Raw genomic sequence first — 22,227 nt, 5'->3', positions numbered from 1 at the left:
CCCTATCCTCCCTGCATCGGTGACAGGACTTCGACCTTCGCGCCCGGGATCAGCGGGGTCGCGGGGCGCATGCCGCGCGGCACGAAAGCGCCGTTCAGGGCGGTCGCGACCGAACCCGCGTCAAGCCCCCGTTCGGCGATCAGCGCCTCGAGGGTCGCGGCATCGGTGGTGACGGGCAGGCCGTTCAGTTCAATCTGCATGGGTCAGTTCTTTCGTCATCAGCCGCGCCAGATCGCCGGCCAGGGCGGGCGCCATCAGAAAGCCATGCCGATACATGCCGTTCAGATGGATGCGGTCGCCGTCCTGTCGCAGGCGCGGGACATTGTCGGGGAAGGCGGGGCGCAGCCCGGCCCCGGTGCCGATAAGCTCGGCCTCGGCAAAGGCGGGATCGACGGCATAGGCCGCCGACAGAAGCTCCATCACCGCCCGCGCCGTGACACCGCCGGGTCGGCTGCTTTCGATCATGGTCGCGCCGATCATGAACCGGCCGCCGCCGCGCGGAACGATATAGCAGGGAAAGCGTGGGTGCAGAAGCCGCACGGGCCGCGACAGCGTCACCTCGGGCGCCAGAACTTCGACCATCTCGCCCCGCACCGCGCGCAGGTCGGCCAGCCGGTCGCGGGCGCCAAGGCCGCGGCAATCGACCAGACGGGTGCCGCGGGGGGGGCCGGGATGAAACCGCACCCCCCGCGCCTTCAACCCCGCGCGCAGCGTGGCCAGCGCCTCGGCCGGGTCCAGATGCGCCTCGGCGCCAAAGAACAGCCCGCGCGCGAAACGGCCCGCGAGTTCCGGTTCCAGCGCCTCGGGACGCACCCATTCATGGCCGCGCGTCGCCCGCGCGAACCGGTCAAGCTCGGCCTGATCGCGCGGCGGGGCAAGGACCAGCGTGCCCCGCGCCCTGACGCTTTGGACCCGCGCCGCCCACCAGCCGATCGCCTCCTGCCCGCGCGCGACCACGACCTCGGGCGCGATCTCGCCCTCGCAGAACGGGGCCAGCATGCCGCCGGCCAGCGCCGAGGCCGGGCGCGGCGCATCGTCGGGCAGGATCACCTCGACCGCCAGCCCCTGTTCGGCAAGCGCGGTGGCGGCACAAAGCCCCGCCACCCCCGCCCCAAGGACCGAGATCATTCGACCCGCTCCACGCTGTCCGCCGGCAGATACAGCGCGCCCTCCTCACGGAACCGTTCGGCCATCCGCTCCATCCCGGCCTGTTTCTCGGCCTCGGCCCGGATGTCATGGCTGATTCGCATCGAGCAGAATTTCGGCCCGCACATGGAACAGAAATGCGCCAGCTTATGCGCCTCGGCCGGCATGGTTTCGTCATGCATTTCCCGGGCGGTGTCGGGATCAAGCCCGATGTTGAACTGGTCCTGCCAGCGGAATTCGAACCGCGCCCGGCTGATCGCGTCGTCACGCAGCCGCGCACCCGGATGCCCCTTGGCCAGATCGGCGGCATGGGCGGCAAGCTTGTAGGTGATGACCCCGGTTTTCACGTCATCCCGGTCGGGCAGACCCAGATGTTCCTTGGGCGTGACATAGCACAGCATCGCGGTTCCGAACCAACCGATCATCGCCGCCCCGATGGCGCTGGTGATGTGGTCATAGCCGGGCGCGATATCGGTGGTCAGCGGCCCGAGCGTATAGAACGGCGCCTCGTCGCAATGCTTCAACTGCTCGTCCATATTGGCCTTGATCTTGTGCATCGGCACATGGCCCGGCCCCTCGATCATCACCTGACAGTCCTTGGCCCAGGCGATCTTGGTCAGCTCACCCAAGGTGCGCAGCTCGGCGAATTGCGCCTCGTCATTGGCGTCGGCGATCGAGCCGGGGCGCAGCCCGTCGCCTAGACTGAAGCTGACGTCATAGGCGCGCATGATGTCGCAGATCTCGTCGAAATGTTCATAAAGAAAGCTCTCGCGGTGATGATGCAGGCACCATTTCGCCATGATCGAGCCGCCGCGCGACACAATCCCGGTCACCCGTTTCGCGGTCATCGGGATCATGTGCAGCCGCACGCCGGCATGGATGGTGAAGTAATCCACCCCCTGTTCGGCCTGTTCGATCAGCGTGTCGCGGAAGATTTCCCAGGTCAGGTCCTCGGCCACGCCGCCAACCTTTTCCAGCGCCTGATACAATGGCACGGTGCCGATCGGCACGGGCGCGTTGCGGATGATCCAGTCGCGGATGTTGTGGATGTTGCGGCCCGTCGACAGGTCCATGACCGTATCGGCACCCCAGCGGATCGCCCAGACCATCTTTTCGACCTCTTCCTCCATCGACGAGGTGACGGCCGAATTGCCGATATTGGCGTTGATCTTGACCTTGAAATTGCGGCCGATGATCATCGGCTCAAGCTCGCGGTGGTTGATGTTCGCGGGGATGATGGCGCGGCCCTCGGCGATCTCGCGGCGGACGAATTCCGGCGTCACCAGATCGGGCAGATCGGCGCCCATCGCGTCGCCATCGCGCAGATAGGCGGCGCTGCGGCCCTCGTTCTCGCGGATCGCGACGAATTCCATCTCGGGGGTGATGACACCGGCACGCGCATAGGCAAGCTGGGTGACCGCGCGGTCGCCCCGCGCCCGCAGCGGCGGCCGCGACAGCGGGAAGGCCGGGGTCAGCCGGGTGCCGGTGGCGAAACCGTTGTCGGCCGAGGTCACCGCGCGCCCGGCATAGCTTTCGATATCGCCCCGGTCCAGCAACCAGCGGCCGCGGACATCCGGCAGCCCGTCGGCGATGGCGACGGCGCGGTCCGCGTCGGTATAGGGGCCGGAACTGTCATAGACCCGCAGGTTTTCCTCGGTCGCGATCTCGATCTCGCGCAGCGGCACGCGGATGTCGTGGATCCTGCCTTGCAGATAGACCTTGCGCGAGGCGGGCAGCGGGCCGGTGGTGATGGTGGGGACGGTGTCTTTCATATCGGTCTCCTCTTGCGAAAAGACCCAAGTGAAACGGCAAGAAGCAGGCCATCGGGCCCGCGCGGATTTGCGCAAAAGGGCCCATCGGCCCGAAAGGACCGCCCCGTCGTGGATTTGGGGGAATCGCCCTTCGGTCTTCCTACGCCAGCATCAACTGGGTCAGGTTCAAAGGGTCGCTTCACCGGATATGCCTGACGGCATGTCTTGTCAGCCTCTCAGTCCCCAAGGCGGGACTCCCCTGACGTAGGCGCGATACTACCTATTCCTCGCGCCCGGTCAATGGGGCGGATGGATCGGTGACCGGCTATTTCGCATCGTGAAAGATAATGCCCAGCGTGTGGCGCTGTCCACTGCGGACCCGGCTGACGCCGTGACGCATGTTCACGCGGTAATACCCCTTGGCGCCTTTCACGGGCCGGTTGTGAACCGCGAAGGCCACGGCATCGCCCAGCGTCAGCGGCACCACCTCGGCGCGGCTTTGCATGCGGGGGCGCTGCTCGGTCAGGACGAATTCGCCGCCAGTGAAATCGCGGCCGGGGTCCGACAGAAGGATGGCGACCTGCATCGGAAAGGCCAGATCGCCGTACAGGTCCTGATGCAAGCAGTTGAAATCCCCCGCGACGTATTGCAGCAGCAGCGGCGTCGGGCGGGTCTGGCCAGCCCGGTGACAGGCGGCCAGATATTCGGCATGCCGGGCGGGAAACCGCGCCGCCTGCCCCATACGGGCGTTCCACTGATTGGCAAGCCCGGCCAGATGCGGATAAAGCGCGCCGCGCAGCCCCTGCACCAGATCCGGCAACGGGTATCTGAAATACCGATACTCTCCCTTGCCGAAACCGTGGCGCGCCATGTGGATATGGCTGCGAAACCGGTCCTCTTGCGGATAAAGCCCGGCGATCGCGGCGCATTCCTCCGCGGTCAGCAGGTTTTTCAGCAGGGCAGAGCCGTTCGCGTCCAGTTCCGCCGTGAACCCGTCCCCGTCGCGGTTCGCCAGACGCGCCGCGGCGGCATCCATCGCCGCCGGGCCTGCATCGGCCGGATCGAAAGCCACGCTCATGCCTGCGCCTCTTTCAGCAACAGCGCCCGCTTGCGATCGACGCCCCAGCGATAGCCGGCCAGCGCGCCGTCGCTGCGCACCACCCGGTGACAGGGAATGGCGACGGCGAGGTTATTTGCGCCGCAAGCCTGCGCCACCGCCCGCACCGCCGAGGGGCGCCCGATCCGTTCCGCGACATCGGCATAGCTGGCCGTGGCGCCCGGCGGGATGGCCAGAAGCGCCTGCCAGACCCGTTGCTGAAAGGCGGTGCCGCGAATATCCAGCGGCAGATCGAAGCCGACGCCCGGCGCCTCGACAAAGGCGACGACACGGGCGACCAGCGCCTCGAACCCGGCATCGGCGCCGATCAGGTTCGCGTTCGGAAACCGGTCCTGCAGATCGCGCACCAGCTTTTCGGGATCGTCGTCCAGCGCGATGGCGCAGATGCCCTTGTCGCTTTGCGCGACCAATATCGCCCCCAGCGAACATTCCCCGATGGCAAAACGGATGTCGGTATCCTTGCCGCCTTTGCGGTACATCGTCGGCGTCATCCCCAGCATCTCGCCCGCGCGCTCATAGAACCGGCTGTTCGAGCCATAGCCGGCATCATAGATCGCGCTGGTGACGCTGTTATCGGACCGCCCGAGCGCCGCCCTCAACTTGCGAGCGCGCTGCGCGGCGCCATAGGCGCGCGGCGTCACCCCGGTGATCGCCTTGAACTGGCGGTGGAAATGCGACGGGCTGACACCCATCGCGGCGGCGATTTCGTCTAGCTTCGGCGGGGTATCGGCCGTCTCGATCATCCGGCAGGCGGCGGCGACGATCGCCGCATTCGCCTGTGCGGGCGATTGCGCGTTGGGATGACAGCGCCGGCAGGGGCGAAAGCCCGCCGCCTCGGCCTCGGCGGCCGTGGTGAAAAAGCGCACGTTGCGGGGTTTGGCCCCGCGCGACGGGCATGACGGGCGGCAATAAACGCCCGTGGTCACCACCGCATAGACGAAGGCGCCGTCCGCTGCAGGGTCGCGATCGACGACGCTTTGCCAGCGCGGGTCGCGTTCCGTGACCGAGATTTCGTGTTCCATGGCAAGTCAACCTTTCCGGTCCTTGTGACAACATGCAAGCGAAGATAGGCGGCGCGCCGGGGCGGCTCACTCCGATCCTTGCTTTCAAATCCGCATGTCCGTCAGGGCCGGTGACCGTGGCCGCTATCCATGGCGCGGGCGGGTCAGAATTTCATCCCGACGCTGAAGCTTGCCCCGTCGGTGCCGATGCCGAAATTCGCCGCCCCGAAGCTGATCCCGATCAGCGCGCCCGAAAACACCTGCGCCGGCGTATGTTCGCCCGCGCTGATGCGGCTGAAACCGGTCAGACCGGCCGCGCCATAGGCGGCAAGACCCGCCGCGGGCTGATCGTCAAAGCATTTGCCGGCCAGATCGGCGGCGCCGAAACTCGCAGCGGCGGTATGGCCCGAGGGGAAGCCCTTGCCCTCGCCCGACGGGCGGCGCGAGATCGGCTGCCCGTCGAAATATTCCTTCATCCCCCAGACCAGCGCCGTCTGGATCAACCCGCGTACCGCGAAATCCTCCAGCCGGTGCTGCTTTTGCGCGCAGACCGCGGCGGCCAGCGGCAGGCCGTATTTCATCGCCGTGCCGAAGCTTTCCAGCGGATCGGCCGCAGCGGGGACAGCAAGCGAAACGGCACAGAGCGCGGCCAGAGCTTTCACGGGGAACATCCTTTATCATAACCGACTGGTATCATGCCCGACTGCTATCGTAACCGACTTGGCGGCATTTCCTGCATCTACGCCCCGGCGCCCGGAATGGCATAGCCCGACCGGCAGCCATCGCCCTGGATCGGCGGCATCCCGCCAATCGCGCGCAGATCACCCGCCCAGACCGATGACCCGGTCCATGCGCGCGGCAAGCTGATGGTTATGCGTGGCGATCAGCGCCGAAAGACCGGTTTCGCGGACCAGCGCCATCAGCACCTCGAAAACCTTGTCCGAGGTTTCGGGGTCCAGGTTTCCGGTCGGTTCGTCGGCCAGCAACAGCGCCGGCTGATTGGCCAGCGCCCGGCAAAAGGCGACGCGCTGCTGCTCGCCCCCCGACAGTTCGGCCGGGCGGTGGTCGGCGCGATGCGACAGACCGACCCGACCCAACAGGTCGGCGGCGCGGGCGGCGGCGGCCCGTTGTCCGACGCCATTGGCAAGCTGCGGCAGGATGATGTTTTCGGCCGCGCTGAATTCCGGCAGCAGGTGATGGAACTGATAGACAAAGCCAAGCTCGGCCCGCCGCGCGGTGGTTCGCGCCCGGTCGCCAAGCCCGGTCATGTCACGGCCATTCAGCAGCACCTGCCCGCTGTCGGGCGTGTCGAGCAGCCCGGCGATATGCAGAAGCGTGGATTTCCCCGCCCCCGAGGGGGCGACCAGCGCCACGACCTCGCCCCGGGCGATGCTCAGATCGACACCGCGCAGCACCTCGACGGCGGCGGGCGTGCCAAGATTATAGGTCTTGGTCACATCGGAAAGCGTCAGAACATCACTCATAGCGCAGCGCCTCGACCGGGTTCATGCGCGCCGCGCGGCGAGCCGGAAAGATGGTGACGACGAAGGACAGGAACAGCGCCAGCGCCACCGCCCGGAACAGATCCCACGCCTGCAATTTCGCCGGCAACTCGTAGATCCCCCGGATCGAGGGATCCCATGCGCCGCCGCCGCTGATCCAGTTGACGAACGCCATGATCGACGACACGTTCAGCGCGAACAGCACCCCAAGCACCACGCCCGCGATCGTGCCGATGATGCCGGTGAAGGCGCCGCACAGGAAGAACACCCGCATCACCGCGCCCTCGGTCAGGCCCATGGTGCGCAGAATGCCGATGTCGCGGCCCTTGTTCTTGACCAGCATGATCAGGCCCGAGGTGATGTTCATCGTCGCGATCAGCACCAGCACCGCAAGGATGACGAACATCACGTCATCCTCGATATCCAGCGCGCGCAGGAACGACCCGGAACTGTCCCGCCAGGTCCAGACCTGCGCCCCGTCACCGGCCGCCTGCAACAAGGGCAGCGTCCAGTCGTCGATACGCTCGGGATCGCCGACATAAACCTCGATCTCGTCGGCCACATCCTCGCGGTTGAAATAGCTTTGCGCCTCGGCCAGCGGCATATAGATCCGGGTCCGGTCGATGTCATAGCGCCCGGCGGTGAAGATATAAGTGACCTCATAGGCGTTGATGCGCGGCGTCACCCCCATCGGGGTCTGCGCCCCATCGGGCGAGATCAGCCGGATCCGGTCGCCAAGATTCACCCCAAGCTCGCGCGCGATGCCGGAACCGATGGCGATGCCCTTGTCGAAATCCTCGATATTGCCCTGCGCAACCGCGGGATCGTTGACCCGCGGGATCGCCTTCAGCGCGTCAAGGGTAAGGCCGTAAACCTCGGCCACGTTCGAGCGGTCGTTGTTCGTCACCATCACCTGTCCTCGCACCACCGGGGTGGCGCGGGTGACGCCCGGCAGCGCGGCGATCTTGGCCGCCAGCGCGTCATAATCGCTGATCACGCCCGGCGCGGTCACCCCGTCGGCGATCTGCATGGGCAGTTGATAGACGGTGGTATGCGCATTGGCGCCAAGGATCGTATCGACGAATTCGGCCCGAAACCCGGCCCGGACCGCCAGGGTCGCGATCAGCGCCGCGACCCCAAGCGCCACACCGATCAGGCTGATCCAGGTCATCACGCTGACCCCGCCCTCCGCGCGGCGGGCGCGCAGATAGCGCCATGCGATCAGGAATTCGTAACGGGAGAACGGTCGGGGCGTCATCGGCAACCTTATGGAAATGCGCGCGGACCCTGCCCCCGCCGCCGCCCGAGGTCAAGCCACGGCGGCGTGAGGCGGGGCGGCCCGTGGTCCGCGCAGGGGTCGGGCCGGGATCGCCTCGGCGTTGCCTCGGGGTCGGCCCGGGGGCGCATTGGGGGGGCGCCTCAGGGTCGGGCGCGTCTTGCGGTGAAAACCGATGGACCATGCCGCGCGCCCGCGCCACTGTGGCGAAAACGGATGTGAGTCGCGCATGTTTCTGGGCATTGATCTGGGCACCTCGGGGGTAAAGGCGGTTCTGATCGACGGCGATCAGACGGTACTGGCGACCGGCCACTCCGGGCTGACGGTGATGCGCCCACGGCCCGGCTGGTCGGAACAGAACCCGGCCGACTGGATCGCGGCGACCGAGGCAGCGCTTGACCAGATCGCCGCCGCGCATCCGCTGACAAAGCTGCGGGGAATCGGACTGTCGGGCCAGATGCATGGCGCGGTCTGTCTGGATGCGGCGGATCAGGTGCTGCGGCCCGCGATCCTGTGGGACGATGGCCGCGCCGCCGAACAGGCCGCGGCGCTGGACGCCGATCCTGCCTTTCGCGCCATTACCGGCAATATCGTGTTCGCCGGTTTCACCGCGCCGAAACTGGTCTGGATGGCCGCGCATGAGCCCGAAATCCGCGCCCGCGTGGCCAAGGTCCTGTTGCCCAAGGATTACCTGCGTCTTTGGCTGAGCGGTGAGATGGCGGGCGATATGTCGGACGCCTCGGGCACCGCATGGTTCGACCCGGCCCGGCGCGACTGGTCGGACAGGTTACTGGCGGCGACCGGCTTGTCGCGGGACCAGATGCCCCGGCTGGTCGAGGGCTCGCAGCCCTCGGGCAGATTGCGGGCGGAACTGGCGGGGCGCTGGGGGATCGCGGGCAGCCCGGTAATCGCGGGTGGCGCCGGCGACAATGCGGCGACCGCGATCGGCGCCGGGATCGTCGGGCCGGGCACGGGTTTCGTGTCGCTGGGCACCTCGGGGGTGATCTTCGCCGCGACCGACCGCTTTCTGCCGGCGCCCGAAAGCGCGGTCCACGCCTTTTGCCACGCCCTGCCCGAACGCTGGCATCAGATGGGGGTGATGCTTTCAGCCTCGGCCTCGCTGGAGTGGCTAGCAGCCATCACCGGCACCAGACCGGCGGAACTGACGGCGGAACTGACGGCGGCGCCTGGCGCGGGTTTGCGCCCGCCCGGCGCGGTCCGCTTCCTGCCCTATCTGTCGGGCGAGCGCACCCCCCATAACGATCCCACGGCGCGCGGCCTGCTGTCCGGCCTTTCGGCGGCGACCGATCGCGCCGCCCTGACCCAAGCCGTGCTGGAAGGTGTCAGCTTTGGCCTGCGCGACAGTCTGGAGGCGATGCGCGCGGCCGGCGGCGCGGTCGACAGGTTGCTGGCGATGGGCGGGGGCGCCCGGTCCGATTACTGGCTTTCGCTGCTGGCGACCACGCTCAACCTGCCCATCGACCGGCCCGAGGGCGGCGAGACCGGGGCCGCATTCGGCGCCGCGCGCCTGGGCATGCTGGCGGTGGGTGCGGCCGATCTTTCCGCCCTGACAGCACCCGCCATCGCCGGCAGCTTCGATCCCGATCCCGCGCTTGTCCCGGCGTTCGATGCGGCCTATGCCGAGTTTCGCGCCGACTGGCCGCTGGCGCTGGATCGCCACGCGGTCGCACGGGAGGGCGTCACGGGTGAGGGCATCACGGGTGAGGGCGGGCGCGCGAACTAACGCTCGGTCAGTTTCAGCTCGATCCGGCGGTTCTGGGCGCGGGCTTCGGCCGTGTTGGCGGTGTTGACGGGCTGATATTCGCCAAACCCGGTCGCGGCCAGCCGCTGCGGCGGAAAGCCCAGATCGTCGACCATATAGCGCACGACCGCCAGCGCCCGCGCCTGACTGAGTTCCCAGTTGTTGCGATAGCGGCCAAGCCCACTGAGCGGCTGGTCGTCGGTATGCCCGTCGACCCGCAGAATCCAGTCGATGCCCTTCGGGATCTCGGCCGCGACCTGACCCAGAAGCTGCGCCACGCGGGCAACCTGGGCCTTGCCCTCTGCGGACAGATCCGCCTCGCCGGGGGCGAACAGAACCTCGGAGGACAGCGCAAAGCGGTCGCCGACCACCGTCACCCCCTGCCGCCCGGCCAGAATCTGCGACAACCGGCCGAAGAATTCGGACCGGTAACGGGCAAGATCCTTGGCCTCGTCCTCGGCGCGCTGGCGATCCTGTTCGGCCTTGGCCCGCGCCTCGGCCTCAAGCGCGGCGCGCGCCTTTTGTTCCTCGGCCACCCGGACAAGCGCGGTGTTCAGCTGCTCGCCCAGCTTTTCGACCTGAAGATCGGCCTGCGCCTTGCCGGCGCCGGTGGTGTCCAGCACCGCCTGCAACGACCCCAGTTGCGCTTGCAGCCCCGCGACCTGTTCGTTCAGAAGCGCGATCCGGCGGCGATCCTCGGCGGTCAGGGCCTGCTGCTGCGACAGGGTGTCATTGGCGGTTTTCAGCAGCGCCGCCTGCCGTTCCGCCTCGGTTCTGGCGCTGGCCGCAAGCTGATCCCGGGCCGCCTTGGCGGCCGCGAGTTGCGCCGCCTGCGCATCTGCCTGGGTTTTCGCGTCGGCCGACAGTTGGTCGCGCGCCGCCTCGGCAGCCGCCAAAAGCGTCAGGGTCTCTTCGGCTTTGCGGCGGCTTTCTTCCAGCGACAGCGTCATCGCGGTCAGTTCGGTGCCGGAATCCTCAAGTTTCTTGCGCAGCGCCTCGGCCGCGGCGGCATCGGCGATCCGCGCGGCCTCGGCATCGGTCAGGGCCTTGGCCAGCGCCTGTTCGCCCTTGGCGGCATCGGCCCGGGCGGCGGCAAGCTGGGTCGCCATCGCGGCGATCTTGCCATTGGCCGTATCCAGCGCCGCCTGCACATCGGCAAGCTCTTGCGATTTCGCCGTCACCTGATCGGTGGCGCCCTGATTTTGCCGGCGCAGATCGGCGACCAGCGCATCGAGCGCCTGACGCCGCGCGGCGGCCAGCCGGGCGGCTTCGGCCTGCGCGTCGACCTCATCCCGGGCCGAGGCGAGCGCCAGTTCCGCCGCCGAGGCGCGCTGCTGTTGCGCTGCGGTTTCCGCCGCCAGCCGCGCCTGCGTATCCGTGGCCGCCTGCCGGTCCGCCGCGCGCGCGGCAAGAAGCGCCGCGACCTCGGCCTCGAAATCGGTAATCCGGCCGCGTGCCGCACCAAGATCGCGGTCCCGTGCCGCCAGATCGCCGGTCAGCGCCCTGATCCGCGCCTCGGCCGCCGCCTGCGACGCCGCAAGCTGATCCTCGAGCGAGGAGGATTGCTGTTCCGAGGCCGACAGCGCGCTGCTTAGCCCCGCCACCTTCTGGCCAAGCGCCTCAAGCTCGGTGTCCTGCGCCTTGATCTGGTCGCGCAGAACCGACTGGATGATCATGAAGATCGACAACACGAACATGATGACCATCAAAAGCGCGGTCATCGCGTCGACAAAACCGGGCCAGACGGTATGGGACATGCGCCCGGCGGCGCCGCCACGACGTCCCAGAGCCCCGGCGCGCATCAGCCGTCGGTCCTGTCGGAATTGCCCGCGTCGGATTCGACGGTAAGCGCGTTCAACGTCGCGGTCAGCCGTTCGACCGCTTCGGTCAGCCGGGCCACATCGGCGCCGCCATCACCGGCGCGCGTCTGTCGCGCCGCGGTGAGTTCCTCCAGCAATTGCAGCATCTGCACGTCGATCGAGCGCAACCGCATCCGGCTTTCGGGATCATCGAAGCTGCCCTTGCGCAGCATCTCGGACACCGATTCGGTCTGGGCCTCGGAAATCTCGATCAACCGGCTTTGCCCGGCGCTGACCCGGTCGATGGCGGCGGCCACCGGGGCGGCATCCTGCACCCGCGCGATCAGTTCGATCCCGGCGGCCATATCGGCCATGCGCTGGTCGGCTTCGGCGGCGGCGCGGTCGCGCAACTCAGCCTGCTGGGCCATGACGTTCAGATGCGCGGTCATCTGGTCCAGCACCCCTGCGACCGATGCCTGATCCAGCCCGTCCACGCCGTCGCCGGCGATGCCAAGCCGGGTAAAGCTGCTCAGCCATTCTTCAAGCTCGCGGTAAAAGCGGTTCTGGCCGTGGTTGGCGAACAGCTCCAACAGCCCGACCACCAGCGATCCGAACAAGCCCAGAAGCGAGGATGAAAAGGCCGTGCCCATGCCGCCAAGCTGGGTTTCCAGTCCGGTCATCAGCTTGTCAAACACCTGCGCCCCGGTCTCGCCATCCTGCGGGGCCAGCGCGCGGATGGTGTCGACGACGCCGGGGACGGTGTTCGACAGCCCATAGAAGGTTCCCAGAAGGCCAAGGAATATCAGCAGGTTCGAGATATAGCGGGTGATGTCACGCGCCTCTTCGACGCGGGTCGCGACCGATTCAAGGATGGACCCGGCCGAGCTTGCCGAGATCACCCCGCCGACCGGCCCGCGCGGCCCCAGAAGTGCCGCGAGCGGCGCCAGCAGACGCGGCGCGTGGCCGGGACCGGCCAGTTCCTCGGGGCTGACCGTGGCCACGCCCGCCACCGAGGCCGAACTGCGCCGCGCCGCGAAACGCTCGATCCAGCTTACCGAGTTGATCAACTGCGCGACCTGCCAGAAACAGGCCAGAACGCCGATGACAAAGACGCTGAGGATCACCCCGTTAAGCCACGGATTTATCTGAAAGATCGGGTAAATCTTGCCATAGGCGAACCAGCCGCCGGCAATGACCGCGCCAAGCACCACCAGCATCAGGAACACCTGCCGCACGGGCTGGCTGAAGCGCGGCGGAGTGGCGGGGGTCTTGTGCACCCGTTGCGCGGCAAGGACCCGGCCCGCCCGCCCCGGCTTGCCCGCGCCGCCGCCCGCTGGGTCTGCGCCGGGGTGTCTTGCGGGCTTGTCCGCCGGGCCAGAGATGTCGGTCACAAGGCTCACCTGCTCACGGTTGGGATTTGCTGAACCATAGAAATCCCGCACCCTCTTGCCAAGCCAAAGCAGCGCGTGACGGGCCGATTAACCTTGTCCGGTCAGCCGCCTGACCCGCTGCACAAGGTCCTTGAGCGTGGGATCGTCAAGGCCGAGTTCGGCCAGATGGCTGACGGTGTTATACAGATAATCCGCGTTCGGCCCCCGGCCGCCATGCGCGGTCGAGATGATCCGCGCCTGCTGATCGTAATCCATCCCGCCGCAATATTGCCAATGCGCCGGGTCGATCACATAGGCCAGCGCCGTGCGCACCCGCCCATCGGCCAGCGTGACCGGCAGCGGCGTTTCGATATAGGCGTTGGTGATCAGCTCACGCTCGCGCAGATCGGCCAGCACCTGCTGGCGCTGATCGTCCGGGACGCGCAGCGCCAGCCCCAGACAATGCGCGCCCGGGGCGCGTTCCAGCGCCAGAACCAGTCCCGGCGTCTCGACCGTGCCGCGATACTGGATCGAGCGCATGCTGAAGGCGCGGCTGTACCCCTCCAGCCGGGCGATGGCGGTTTCCTGCGGCGCAAAGCCGGGATCCCACATCAGCGAGCCATAGGCGAATATCCAGAGTTCCGGCTGGTCTGTCATTGCGGAAGGATGTGCAATATTTGAATCAGCATTGACTTGCATCGGCGGTCAGTATCGCCACGATACCGCAAAAATCTCAACCCCGCCGGGGCAGGTCGCGGGAAAAAGGACCGAAGAATGCGCAAACTGTTGATCGTGCTGGTGGCAATCGCCGTGGTGCTGGGTCTGGCCTGGGCCGGCACCGAATGGCTGATGGCCAACCGCCTGCGCAACCTGGCCGAAACCGATCCGGGTTTTGAGGTCCAGCAGGTCCGGATGCTGCGCGATCCCGCGCGGATCGGCGTGCAGATGACAGCACCGCGTCTGGGCGATACCGAGGCAGAGGGCTGGGCGGCAAGCTCGGCCATGCTGTGGCTGTCGCCGAAGGCCTTGAACCAGCTGTCCTTCAGCCCGTCGGATGACCAGACCCTGACGCTGGCCGGCAGACAGGTGCCCGTGCAGATGCAGGCCGCTGCGGGATCGGTGCGGTTTTCGCCGACGCTGAGCATGGCCATATCGAACCTGACCGCCGGCACCGGGCCGGTTTCGGTCGACGGCGCGCCGCTGATGCAGGCGATGCGGCTCGACGCCGAGCTTGTGCCCGGCGGCTATGATGCGCCCAAGGGCGCGGGCGCGACCTATCGCAGCCGGCTGACCCTGACCGGGCTGGATCCGGTCGTGCTGACGGGTCAGCCCCTGCCCGTTCCCGGCAATCTGACCTTTGAGGGGCAGGCGGATGTCTGGCTGGACCACGCCCCCGCCCGCGATCTGTTCAGCGAGGGGCTGCGCCCGCCCCGGCTGATCGGCCTTGATCTTGAACAATCGCAGCTGTCGCTGGGCGACCTGTCGGCCCGGGTGATGGGCCGGGTGACCGGGGATGATACCGGCCGCCCCAGTGGCGTGGTGATGATCTACACCAAGGATGCCGACCGGCTGGTGCAGGCGGCGGCAGATGCCGGTCTGATCCGGCAGAACATGGTGCCGCTTGCGATGACGGCGGTCCGGACATTGGCGGCGTCCGGGTCCGAACCGGTCGAAAAGCCGCCGGCCGATCCGGATGCCAACCCGGCGCTTGCCGATATTCCGACCGGATTGCAGCAACCCAAACGCGACACCACCCCGACCTTCCCCGCCGCCGCCGAGGGCGAATTGCGCCTGCCCCTGCATTTTCAGGACGGACAGATCCGGCTGGGGCCGCTGCCGCTTGGCCCCGCCCCGGTCCTGTTCCGATAAGGCTGGCGCCCGGCGGGTTGGCGCAAGCCCCCATGTCCCCCGATGCGGAGCGGGCACCGGCGGCCAGCCGAAGGGTGTTGTTCGAGTTACGGCTGCGCGGGCGCGGTCGGTGGGTTCGCTCAGGCACGCGCCCCCAATGATGGAACCGGCGCGGGTGGCCGGCAAAAGGTTTTGTTCAAGTTACGGCTGCAAGGGGGCGCCCGGCGGGGTGGCGCAGGTCCGCATGTCCTCCGATGCAAAGCGGGCGCCGGCGGCCAGCCGAAGGTTTTGTTCGCGTTACGGTTGCTTGTGCGCGCCCGGTGGGTTCGCGCAGGGCGCATCCCTCAGTGCGGAGCGGGCGCCGGCGGCCGCCCAACGGTTCCGTTCGACCTGCGATTGCACCGGCGCGGCTATGCGACCGGTTTTTCACCGGCTTTCTGCGCCGGCGGGTTCGGCGCCGGGCCTGCCGCGTCGGCGGGCGGTTGGCTGCGGCCGAAATCGGGGGCGCTGGTGTCCTGCCCGGCCTCGACGATGCCGCGACGGATGGCGCGGGTGCGGGTGAAATAATCGTGCAACTGCTGGCCGTCGCCCATCCGGATGGCGCGTTGCAGGGCGAAAAGCTCTTCCGTGAAGCGGCCCAGAATATCCAGCGTCGCCTCGCGGTTGGTCAGGAACACGTCGCGCCACATGGTCGGGTCACTGGCGGCGATGCGGGTAAAGTCGCGAAAACCGGCGGCCGAGTATTTGATCACCTCACCCTCGGTCACCCGGCGCAGGTGATCGGCGACCCCCACCATCGTGTAGGCGATGAGGTGCGGCGCATGACTGGTCACGGCAAGGACCAGATCGTGATGCGCGGGCTCCATGATCTCGACATTGGCGCCCATGGCACGGATCAGATCGGTCAGCCGCTGAACCGCCACCGGGTCGGTATCGGGCGGCGGGGTCAGAAGCCACCAACGGTTCTGAAACAGCGTCGCAAAACCGGAACGCGGGCCGGAATGCTCGGTCCCGGCCAGCGGGTGGCCCGGGATGAAATGCACCCCCGCCGGCACATGCGGCCCGACCGCCTCAATCACCGCCTGCTTGACCGAACCCACGTCGGTCAGGATCGCACCCGACGCCAGATGTGGCGCGATTTCCTGCGCGACCGGCCCCATCGCCCCCACCGGAACCGCCAGGACCACCAGATCGGCGCCCTCGACCGCCTCGGTCGCGCTGTCGAGCACGCGATCGCACAGGCCGATCTGGCGCGCAATCTCGCGCGTCTCGGCGCTGCGGGCATAGCCGGTGATTTCATCCGCCAGCCCCGCGGCCCGGATGGCATGGGCCATGGAGCCGGCGATCAGCCCCAGCCCGATCAGCGCCACACGCTTGAATTTAACCGTCATCTGCCTGCCTCTTCACGGTCGGCCATAAAGGCGCCGAGTGTCTCCAGAACCCGGGTGACCCCGGCCGCGTCGCCGACCGTGATCCGCAGCGCGTCGGGCAGGCCATAACCGCCGACCTTGCGCACCAGAATGCCCGCATCGCGCAGGGCCGCGTCGGCCGCATCCGCCTGTTCGGCCGATCCGAACCGGGCCAGCACGAAATTCGCGTGGCTTTCGTCGCAGCCGATGCCCAACTGAATCAGCGACGCCCGCAGACGCTGACGCATTGCGGCGTTGGCGGCGGCGCAATCGGCCACGAAGGCGGTGTCGCGCATCGCGGCCTCGGCCGCGGCAAGCTGGGCGCTGGACAGGTTGAAGGGCTGGCGGATGCGGTTCAGCACCTCGATGATCTCGCGCGCCGCATAGCCCCAGCCGATCCGCAACCCGCCCAGCCCGTGGATCTTCGAGAAGGTGCGCGTCATCACCACATTCGGAAATTGCTCGACCAGCGAGACGCCGCCGTCGAACCCTTCGGCGAACTCGGTATAGGCACCATCGTGGACAAGGATGACATCGGGCGGCAACCCCCGGGCCAGACGCAGCAATTCGCTTTCGGCCAGCATGGTGCCGGTGGGGTTCGCCGGGTTGGCGATGAACACGATCCGGGTACGGTCGGTCACGGCGGCAAGGATCGCGTCGACGTCGATCCGCCGCGCGACCTCGCGCACCGTGACCGGGGTCGCGCCGACCATGCGGGCAAGGATCGGATACATCGAAAAACCGTGCTCGGTGGTGATGATCTCATCCCCCGGCCCGGCAAAGGCATGGACCACGAATTGCAGCACCTCGTCCGAGCCCGCGCCGCAGATGATCCGGTCGGGGTCAAGGCCGTTCACCTGACCGATCGCGCCGCGCAAGCCCGCATGATCGGTCGAGGGATAGCGGTTCAGATCCCGCGCGGCCGCCGCGAACGCCGCCTGCGCGGCCGGGCTGCACCCCAGCGGGTTTTCGTTCGAGGACAGTTTCAAAGGCGCGGCGTGCCCGGTCAGCGTGCTTTCGCCGCTGACATAAAGGGCGATATCCATGATGCCGGGTTGGGGAGTGATGGACATAGGCACCTACCTGATTGACGCACCCTTCTAGCCGCAGGCGCAGGGTTTTGGAAAGCCGGTGATCGACACGGGGGCGAAGCACATAACCGCCCCCGGAATGCGAAAAGGGCCGCCCCGACGGGCGGCCCCAATAAAGAAGCTCCTGTCGCGGCGGCGCCGGATCAGTTCTTCGCGTAATATTCGACGACCAGGTTCGGTTCCATCTGAACCGCATAGGGCACATCGCCCAGAACCGGCATGCGCACGAAGGTCGCGGTCATCTTGTTATGGTCGACTTCCAGATAATCCGGCACGTCGCGCTCGGTCAGGGCGACCGATTCCAGCACGATGGCCAGTTGGCGCGACTTGTCGCGGACGGCGATCACGTCGCCTTCCTTGACGCGGTAGCTGGCGATGTTCACGCGCTTGCCGTTCACGGTCACATGGCCGTGGTTCACGAACTGACGGGCGGCGAAGATGGTCGGCACGAATTTCGCGCGGTAAACCACCGCGTCCAGACGACGCTCCAGCAGACCGACCAGCATCTCGCCGGTGTCGCCGCGCAGACGCTCGGCCTCGGTGTAGATGCGGCGGAACTGCTTTTCGGTCAGGTCGCCGTAGTAGCCCTTGAGCTTCTGCTTGGCGCGCAGCTGGGTGCCGAAGTCCGACAGCTTGTTCTTGCGGCGCTGGCCGTGCTGGCCGGGGCCGTATTCACGCTTGTTCACCGGGGATTTGGCGCGGCCCCAGATGTTTTCGCCCATGCGGCGGTCGATCTTGTACTTGGCAGCGGTGCGTTTTGTCATCGCTGATCTCCTTTTGTGTGTCGTATCAAAAGGGCGTTGTCCTTTTCCCGACCGGCGCGTGCCGGGCGTGACGACAGGCTCCCCCTTGCGGGGTCCACCAACACCAATGAAGTGCGCGCTTATAGACGGGATTCGGCCACTGTCAAGCGGGCTTGCCCTGCTGCCGCTCTCCTGCGACAAACCGGATCATGAAACAGGTGATATGCATCAAATGGGGCACGAAATACGGCCCCGAATACGTCAACCGGCTTTACGGCATGCTGTCGCGGCACCTGACCCCGCCCTTCCGGCTGGTCTGCTTCACCGACGCGACCGAGGGCCTGCGCACCGAGATCGAGCCCCGGCCGCTGCCGGTCTTTGAGTATGAGGCGCCGAAGAACACGCTGGGCAAATGGCCCAAGTCGCGGTTGTGGGGCGATCTGGGCGATGTGACGGGCGTGGTGCTGTTCATCGACCTTGATGTGATCATCACCGGCAACATGGATGATTTCTTCACCTATGGCGATCCCACCGACGTGATCCTTGCGCGCAACCCGAACACGCCGCTGGAAAAGCTGGGCCAGACCTCGATCTACCGGATGCCGGTCGGCAAGCTGGAACCCCTGCAACGGATCTTCAAGGCCGATCCGCAGGCGGCGGCGGACAAGTTCAGGTTCGAGCAGCGTTTCGTCACCCGCAACGCGCCGGGCGGGGTCAAGTTCTGGCCCAAGGGCTGGGTCGCGCATTTCAAATGGCACTGCATCCCGCCATTCCCGCTAAATTATCTGCGCCCGCCGCGCCTGCCGTCCGGCACCAAGGTGGTGATCTTCCCCGGCGGCCTGAACCCGCCCGACGCCATCGCCGGGCGGTGGAGCGACAAGGACGCGGCACACACCCCGCGCGAGCATCTGGCCGCGACCTTCGACGGCCGCCGCCGCGAAGGGGTGTCGCGCCATCTGCGGCATTATTTCATGCCCGCGACATGGGTCGCCGATTACTGGCGCGAATAGGCCCGGGCCGATGCAAACGGTCTTTCGCGTCCCGGCTTTCGCGCGGCGGTCTTTCATCCCGGCTTTCATCGCGGTCTTTATATCGGCGCGCGATGACGCTAGGGCTGTCGCAAACCGGGGGTGACGATGATTTACGATACTGCCGCGGACTGGCAAGCGGCCGGTCAAAAGCGTGTGCTGCTGTTCGGCATGTCGGGGCTTGGCAAGACCCATCTGTCGAACCTTCTGCGGCAGTCGGGCGACTGGTTCCACTACTCGATCGACTACCGCATCGGCACCCGCTACATGGGCGAGCTGATCGCCGACAATTTCAAGCGCGAGGCGATGAAGAACCCGTTCCTGCGCGATCTTCTGATGACCGATTCGGTCTATATCACCTCGAACATCACCTTCGACAATCTGGCGCCGCTGTCGACCTATCTGGGCAAGCCCGGCGATCCCGCGCGCGGCGGACTGCCCTTCGCCGAATACGAACACCGCCAGCGCGAGCACATGGCGGCCGAGGTCGCGGCGCTTCTGGACACGCCCCGCTTCATCGACCGGGCGCGCGACCTTTACGGCTATGGGAATTTCGTCTGCGACTCGGGCGGGTCGATCTGCGAGGTGGTGGACCCGGACGATCCCGATGACCCGGTTCTGCGGGCGCTTTCGTCAAATCTGCTGCTGGTCTGGATTAAGGGCTCGGACGCACATACATCCGACCTGATCCGCCGCTTCGACCGTGCGCCCAAGCCGATGTACTACCAGCCCGCGTTCCTGACGAAGGCCTGGCAGGACTATCTGACCCAGACCGGGCAGCGCCCCGACTCGGTGGATCCCGATGCCTTCGTGCGCTGGACATATGCAAGGGCGCTGGCCCACCGCCAGCCTCGCTATGCCGCGATGGCCCGCAACTGGGGCGTCACCGTGACCGCCGAAGAGGTGGCCGAGGTGCAGAGCCCCGAGGATTTCAACGACCTGATCGGCCGCGCGATCAAGCGCGACCGGTCACCAAAGACGCAAAACTGAGGACCAGACCACCATGCCGATCACCCTGCCCGAGGACCTGCCCGCCTTTGACATCCTGTCGAACGAAGGCGTCATGGTCATGTCGCCCGGGCGGGCCGCGACGCAGGACATCCGTCCGATCCGCATCGCGCTTTTGAACCTGATGCCGAAGAAGATACAGACCGAGAACCAGTTCGCCCGGCTGATCGGCGCCACGCCCCTTCAGATCGACCTGTCGCTGATCCGCATGTCGGACCACCACAGCCGCAACACCGCCGCCGACCACATGGCCGCCTTCTACCGCCCCTTCGCCGAGGTCGCTGAATCGGGCGAGAAATTCGACGGGCTGATCATCACCGGCGCGCCGATCGAGCATCTGCCTTTCGAGGAGGTGACCTATTGGGACGAGTTGCGCCGGGTCTTTGACTGGACCCAAAGCAATGTCCATTCGACATTCGGCGTCTGCTGGGGCGGCATGGCGATGGCCTGGCATTTCCACGGCCTTCCCAAGCATATCCTTGATCACAAGGCTTTCGGCTGTTTCCGCCACGACAACCTGTTCGCCGCCAGCCCTTATCTGCGCGGCTTTTCGGACGACATGCTGATCCCCGTCAGCCGCTGGACCGAAGTGCGGCAGGATGAGGTCGACGCCCGGCCCGAACTGAAAACCCTGCTGGCCAGCGGCGATGTCGGCCCCTGTCTGGTCGAGGACACGGGGCACCGCGCGCTCTATATCTTCAACCATCTGGAATATGATTCCGGCACGCTGAAAGAGGAATATGACCGCGACGTTGCCGCCGGAAAGCCGATCAACGTGCCGGCCAACTACTATCCCGACGACGATCCCGCGCGGGCGCCGATGAACCGCTGGCGCAGCCACGCGCATCTGCTTTACGGCAACTGGGTGAACGAGATCTACCAGACCACGCCATTCGATCTGAACGATGTGGGACGCTAGGTCGCGGCCGAGCCGGCTGGCCGTCGCCCCGCTGTCCATCGCGTTATCGCGGTTATCGCCCGCGACAAAGGCGTGACCGGGCGGAACCTGCTTCTCGGGGCTGAAACCGGCGGACCGCCCGGCGCCATATCGCGTGCTGGATAGTCGGGCCCGCCTCGGGCGGGATCGGGCCGATCAATCTGCGGCCGGCGGGTTGGCTGTCGATGACCGTCCAGCCCTCGGGTGCGGCTATGCGCCGGCCCCCGGATCGCGACGATGCGCTTGACCTGTTCCCGATCATCCTTTCGGAACACCGCCAGATCACCCGCCCCGGCCGCACCGGCATCGCCTTTCCCCGCGGCGCCTTCCTGCGCCCGGATTGCGCGAGACATGGCTTGCGATGACTGGCGAAACATCCGCCCGTTGCCTCGCCCGCCACTTGGACAGATGCACCGCGGCCCTGCCGCCTGCGGCATCGTCGACAAGGCGGTCAAAATTCCCAGTCCGGTAAACCGCTTGCCCAACATCGCGCGCCCTCACATACTCGGCCGCAAAGAGCCGAGGACATGATGAGCAAAAAAACCGCTGCAAGCCCGATCCCCTTTGTCGGCGCGATCACCGAATATCTGGAGGATGGCGCCCCCGCCTGGGTCCGCAAACGCATCGAGACCGCGCATAAGGACGAGATTCTGGACCCGGGTTATCCCTACCGGGAACAGATGAAGGGCAAGGAATACGAGGCGCTGCTCGAGCCGCTTCAGATCCAGCTGGTCAAGATGCTGCGCGATCTGACCACCACCGGCAAACGGCTGGTGGTGCTGTTCGAGGGCCGCGACGCCGCCGGCAAGGGCGGCACCATCGAGGTGATGCGCGAAAACCTGAACCCGCGCAGCGCCTATATCGTCGCGCTGCCGAAGCCGACCGAACGCGAGGCGACGCAATGGTATTTTCAGCGCTATGTCGACTGGCTGCCGGCGGCCGGCGAAATCGCCCTGTTCGACCGTAGCTGGTACAATCGCGGACTGGTCGAACGGGTGTTCGGCTTCAGCACCGAGCATCAGCGCAAGCTGTTCTTTCGCCAGCTTCCCGATTTCGAGAAATCGCTGGTCGAGGACGGGATCCATCTGGTCAAGCTGTGGCTGAACGTCGGCCGGGCCGAGCAGCTTCAGCGTTTTCTGGACCGCGAAAAAGACCCGTTGAAGCAGTGGAAACTGTCGTCGATCGACGTGGACGGGCTGGGCAAGTGGGACGAATACACCCGCGCGATCAACGACACCATGAAGCGCAGCCACAAGAAATTCGCACCCTGGACGGTGATCCGCTCGGACGACAAGAAACGCGCGCGGATCGCGGCGATCCAGACCGTTCTGAGCGCCATCGACTATGCCGGCAAGGACGAAAACGCCATCGGCAAGGTCGATCCGCTGATCGCGGGCAGCCCCGACACGCTGCCCGACTGGCGCTGAGCGGCGATGACG

At 66.8% G+C, this 22,227-nt stretch carries 21 protein-coding genes; 7 read left to right on the top strand and 14 right to left on the bottom strand.

Annotated elements, in window-relative coordinates:
- Positions 1 to 2 precede the first annotated feature (2 nt).
- The 8 genes from thiS to ACFSCT_RS15605 all read right to left on the bottom strand — a co-directional run bounded on the left by thiS (position 3) and on the right by ACFSCT_RS15605 (position 7,781).
- On the bottom strand, positions 3 to 200 hold the full coding sequence (gene thiS / locus ACFSCT_RS15640) for a sulfur carrier protein ThiS (RefSeq protein WP_379144238.1): 198 nt from the start codon (positions 198 to 200) through the stop codon (positions 3 to 5).
- Complete coding sequence (locus ACFSCT_RS15635; protein WP_379144236.1) at positions 190 to 1,128, bottom strand: FAD-dependent oxidoreductase; 939 nt, start codon at positions 1,126 to 1,128, stop codon at positions 190 to 192. The genes thiS and ACFSCT_RS15635 overlap by 11 nt, the downstream gene beginning before the upstream one ends.
- Positions 1,125 to 2,918 carry a phosphomethylpyrimidine synthase ThiC gene (gene thiC / locus ACFSCT_RS15630; RefSeq protein WP_379144234.1) on the bottom strand — a complete coding sequence of 598 codons (1,794 nt, stop codon included), beginning with the start codon at positions 2,916 to 2,918 and terminating at the stop codon, positions 1,125 to 1,127. Before thiC ends, ACFSCT_RS15635 begins: the two co-directional genes overlap by 4 nt.
- 304 nt (positions 2,919 to 3,222) lie before the next feature.
- Positions 3,223 to 3,975 (bottom strand): 2OG-Fe(II) oxygenase, encoded by a 753-nt coding sequence (locus ACFSCT_RS15625; protein WP_379144232.1) that lies wholly within the window; start codon positions 3,973 to 3,975, stop codon positions 3,223 to 3,225.
- Positions 3,972 to 5,036 (bottom strand): bifunctional DNA-binding transcriptional regulator/O6-methylguanine-DNA methyltransferase Ada, encoded by a 1,065-nt coding sequence (ada, locus tag ACFSCT_RS15620; RefSeq protein ID WP_379144231.1) that lies wholly within the window; start codon positions 5,034 to 5,036, stop codon positions 3,972 to 3,974. The genes ACFSCT_RS15625 and ada overlap by 4 nt, the downstream gene beginning before the upstream one ends.
- Positions 5,037 to 5,179: 143 nt before the next feature.
- A complete protein-coding gene (locus tag ACFSCT_RS15615) occupies positions 5,180 to 5,686 on the bottom strand; it encodes a phosphatase PAP2 family protein (protein WP_379144229.1) in 507 nt (168 codons plus the stop codon).
- A gap of 150 nt (positions 5,687 to 5,836) precedes the next feature.
- Positions 5,837 to 6,499 carry an ABC transporter ATP-binding protein gene (locus ACFSCT_RS15610; protein ID WP_379144226.1) on the bottom strand — a complete coding sequence of 221 codons (663 nt, stop codon included), beginning with the start codon at positions 6,497 to 6,499 and terminating at the stop codon, positions 5,837 to 5,839.
- Entirely contained in the window at positions 6,492 to 7,781 is a 1,290-nt protein-coding gene (locus tag ACFSCT_RS15605; RefSeq protein WP_379144223.1) for a lipoprotein-releasing ABC transporter permease subunit, read from the bottom strand. The genes ACFSCT_RS15610 and ACFSCT_RS15605 overlap by 8 nt, the downstream gene beginning before the upstream one ends.
- A gap of 241 nt (positions 7,782 to 8,022) precedes the next feature.
- On the opposite strand from ACFSCT_RS15605, the gene xylB reads away from it, so the two are divergent.
- On the top strand, positions 8,023 to 9,537 hold the full coding sequence (xylB, locus tag ACFSCT_RS15600; RefSeq protein WP_379144221.1) for a xylulokinase: 1,515 nt from the start codon (positions 8,023 to 8,025) through the stop codon (positions 9,535 to 9,537).
- Here xylB and ACFSCT_RS15595 read toward each other — a convergent pair.
- The 3 genes from ACFSCT_RS15595 to ACFSCT_RS15585 form a co-directional block, all read right to left on the bottom strand.
- Complete coding sequence (locus ACFSCT_RS15595) at positions 9,534 to 11,357, bottom strand: peptidoglycan -binding protein (RefSeq protein ID WP_379144219.1); 1,824 nt, start codon at positions 11,355 to 11,357, stop codon at positions 9,534 to 9,536. The two genes, xylB and ACFSCT_RS15595, sit on opposite strands and share 4 nt — an antisense overlap.
- The gene (locus ACFSCT_RS15590) at positions 11,357 to 12,745 is read right to left on the bottom strand and encodes a biopolymer transporter ExbB (RefSeq protein ID WP_379144217.1); all 1,389 of its coding nucleotides are present in this window, start codon (positions 12,743 to 12,745) and stop codon (positions 11,357 to 11,359) included. The genes ACFSCT_RS15595 and ACFSCT_RS15590 overlap by 1 nt, the downstream gene beginning before the upstream one ends.
- An 87-nt stretch (positions 12,746 to 12,832) precedes the next feature.
- The gene (locus ACFSCT_RS15585; RefSeq protein WP_379144215.1) at positions 12,833 to 13,381 is read right to left on the bottom strand and encodes a gamma-glutamylcyclotransferase; all 549 of its coding nucleotides are present in this window, start codon (positions 13,379 to 13,381) and stop codon (positions 12,833 to 12,835) included.
- Between the two features lie 117 nt (positions 13,382 to 13,498).
- Between ACFSCT_RS15585 and ACFSCT_RS15580 the strand changes: the two genes are divergently transcribed.
- Entirely contained in the window at positions 13,499 to 14,593 is a 1,095-nt protein-coding gene (locus ACFSCT_RS15580; RefSeq protein WP_379144214.1) for a DUF2125 domain-containing protein, read from the top strand.
- A 389-nt stretch (positions 14,594 to 14,982) separates the two neighbouring features.
- Here ACFSCT_RS15580 and ACFSCT_RS15575 read toward each other — a convergent pair whose 3' ends face one another.
- From ACFSCT_RS15575 to rpsD, 3 genes are all read right to left on the bottom strand, one after another.
- The gene (locus ACFSCT_RS15575) at positions 14,983 to 15,963 is read right to left on the bottom strand and encodes a prephenate/arogenate dehydrogenase family protein (RefSeq protein ID WP_379144213.1); all 981 of its coding nucleotides are present in this window, start codon (positions 15,961 to 15,963) and stop codon (positions 14,983 to 14,985) included.
- Positions 15,960 to 17,054, bottom strand: coding sequence for a histidinol-phosphate transaminase (gene hisC / locus ACFSCT_RS15570; protein ID WP_379144212.1), 1,095 nt, complete (start codon positions 17,052 to 17,054; stop codon positions 15,960 to 15,962). The genes ACFSCT_RS15575 and hisC overlap by 4 nt, the downstream gene beginning before the upstream one ends.
- 161 nt (positions 17,055 to 17,215) lie before the next feature.
- Positions 17,216 to 17,836, bottom strand: coding sequence for a 30S ribosomal protein S4 (gene rpsD, locus ACFSCT_RS15565; RefSeq protein WP_379144210.1), 621 nt, complete (start codon positions 17,834 to 17,836; stop codon positions 17,216 to 17,218).
- A 185-nt stretch (positions 17,837 to 18,021) separates the two neighbouring features.
- Here rpsD and ACFSCT_RS15560 point away from each other — a divergent pair, with 185 nt between their 5' ends.
- The 5 genes from ACFSCT_RS15560 (at position 18,022) to ppk2 (ending at position 22,215) form a co-directional block, all read left to right on the top strand.
- Positions 18,022 to 18,825 carry a glycosyl transferase gene (locus ACFSCT_RS15560; RefSeq protein ID WP_379144412.1) on the top strand — a complete coding sequence of 268 codons (804 nt, stop codon included), beginning with the start codon at positions 18,022 to 18,024 and terminating at the stop codon, positions 18,823 to 18,825.
- Positions 18,826 to 18,951: 126 nt separating this feature from the next.
- Positions 18,952 to 19,833 (top strand): ATPase, encoded by an 882-nt coding sequence (locus tag ACFSCT_RS15555; RefSeq protein WP_379144208.1) that lies wholly within the window; start codon positions 18,952 to 18,954, stop codon positions 19,831 to 19,833.
- A 13-nt stretch (positions 19,834 to 19,846) separates the two neighbouring features.
- A complete protein-coding gene (locus tag ACFSCT_RS15550; protein ID WP_379144205.1) occupies positions 19,847 to 20,770 on the top strand; it encodes a homoserine O-succinyltransferase in 924 nt (307 codons plus the stop codon).
- 203 nt (positions 20,771 to 20,973) lie between these two features.
- On the top strand, positions 20,974 to 21,153 hold the full coding sequence (locus tag ACFSCT_RS15545; RefSeq protein WP_379144204.1) for a hypothetical protein: 180 nt from the start codon (positions 20,974 to 20,976) through the stop codon (positions 21,151 to 21,153).
- 165 nt (positions 21,154 to 21,318) lie between these two features.
- The gene (gene ppk2, locus ACFSCT_RS15540) at positions 21,319 to 22,215 is read left to right on the top strand and encodes a polyphosphate kinase 2 (RefSeq protein ID WP_379144202.1); all 897 of its coding nucleotides are present in this window, start codon (positions 21,319 to 21,321) and stop codon (positions 22,213 to 22,215) included.
- Positions 22,216 to 22,227: the final 12 nt, after the last annotated feature.

The sequence above is a fragment of the Paracoccus pacificus genome (assembly GCF_042680785.1).
In the GTDB taxonomy this organism is placed as follows: Bacteria; Pseudomonadota; Alphaproteobacteria; order Rhodobacterales; family Rhodobacteraceae; genus Paracoccus; species Paracoccus pacificus.
Note: the sequence above shows the minus strand (reverse complement) of the source record. Positions and strands in the feature narration are given on the sequence as shown.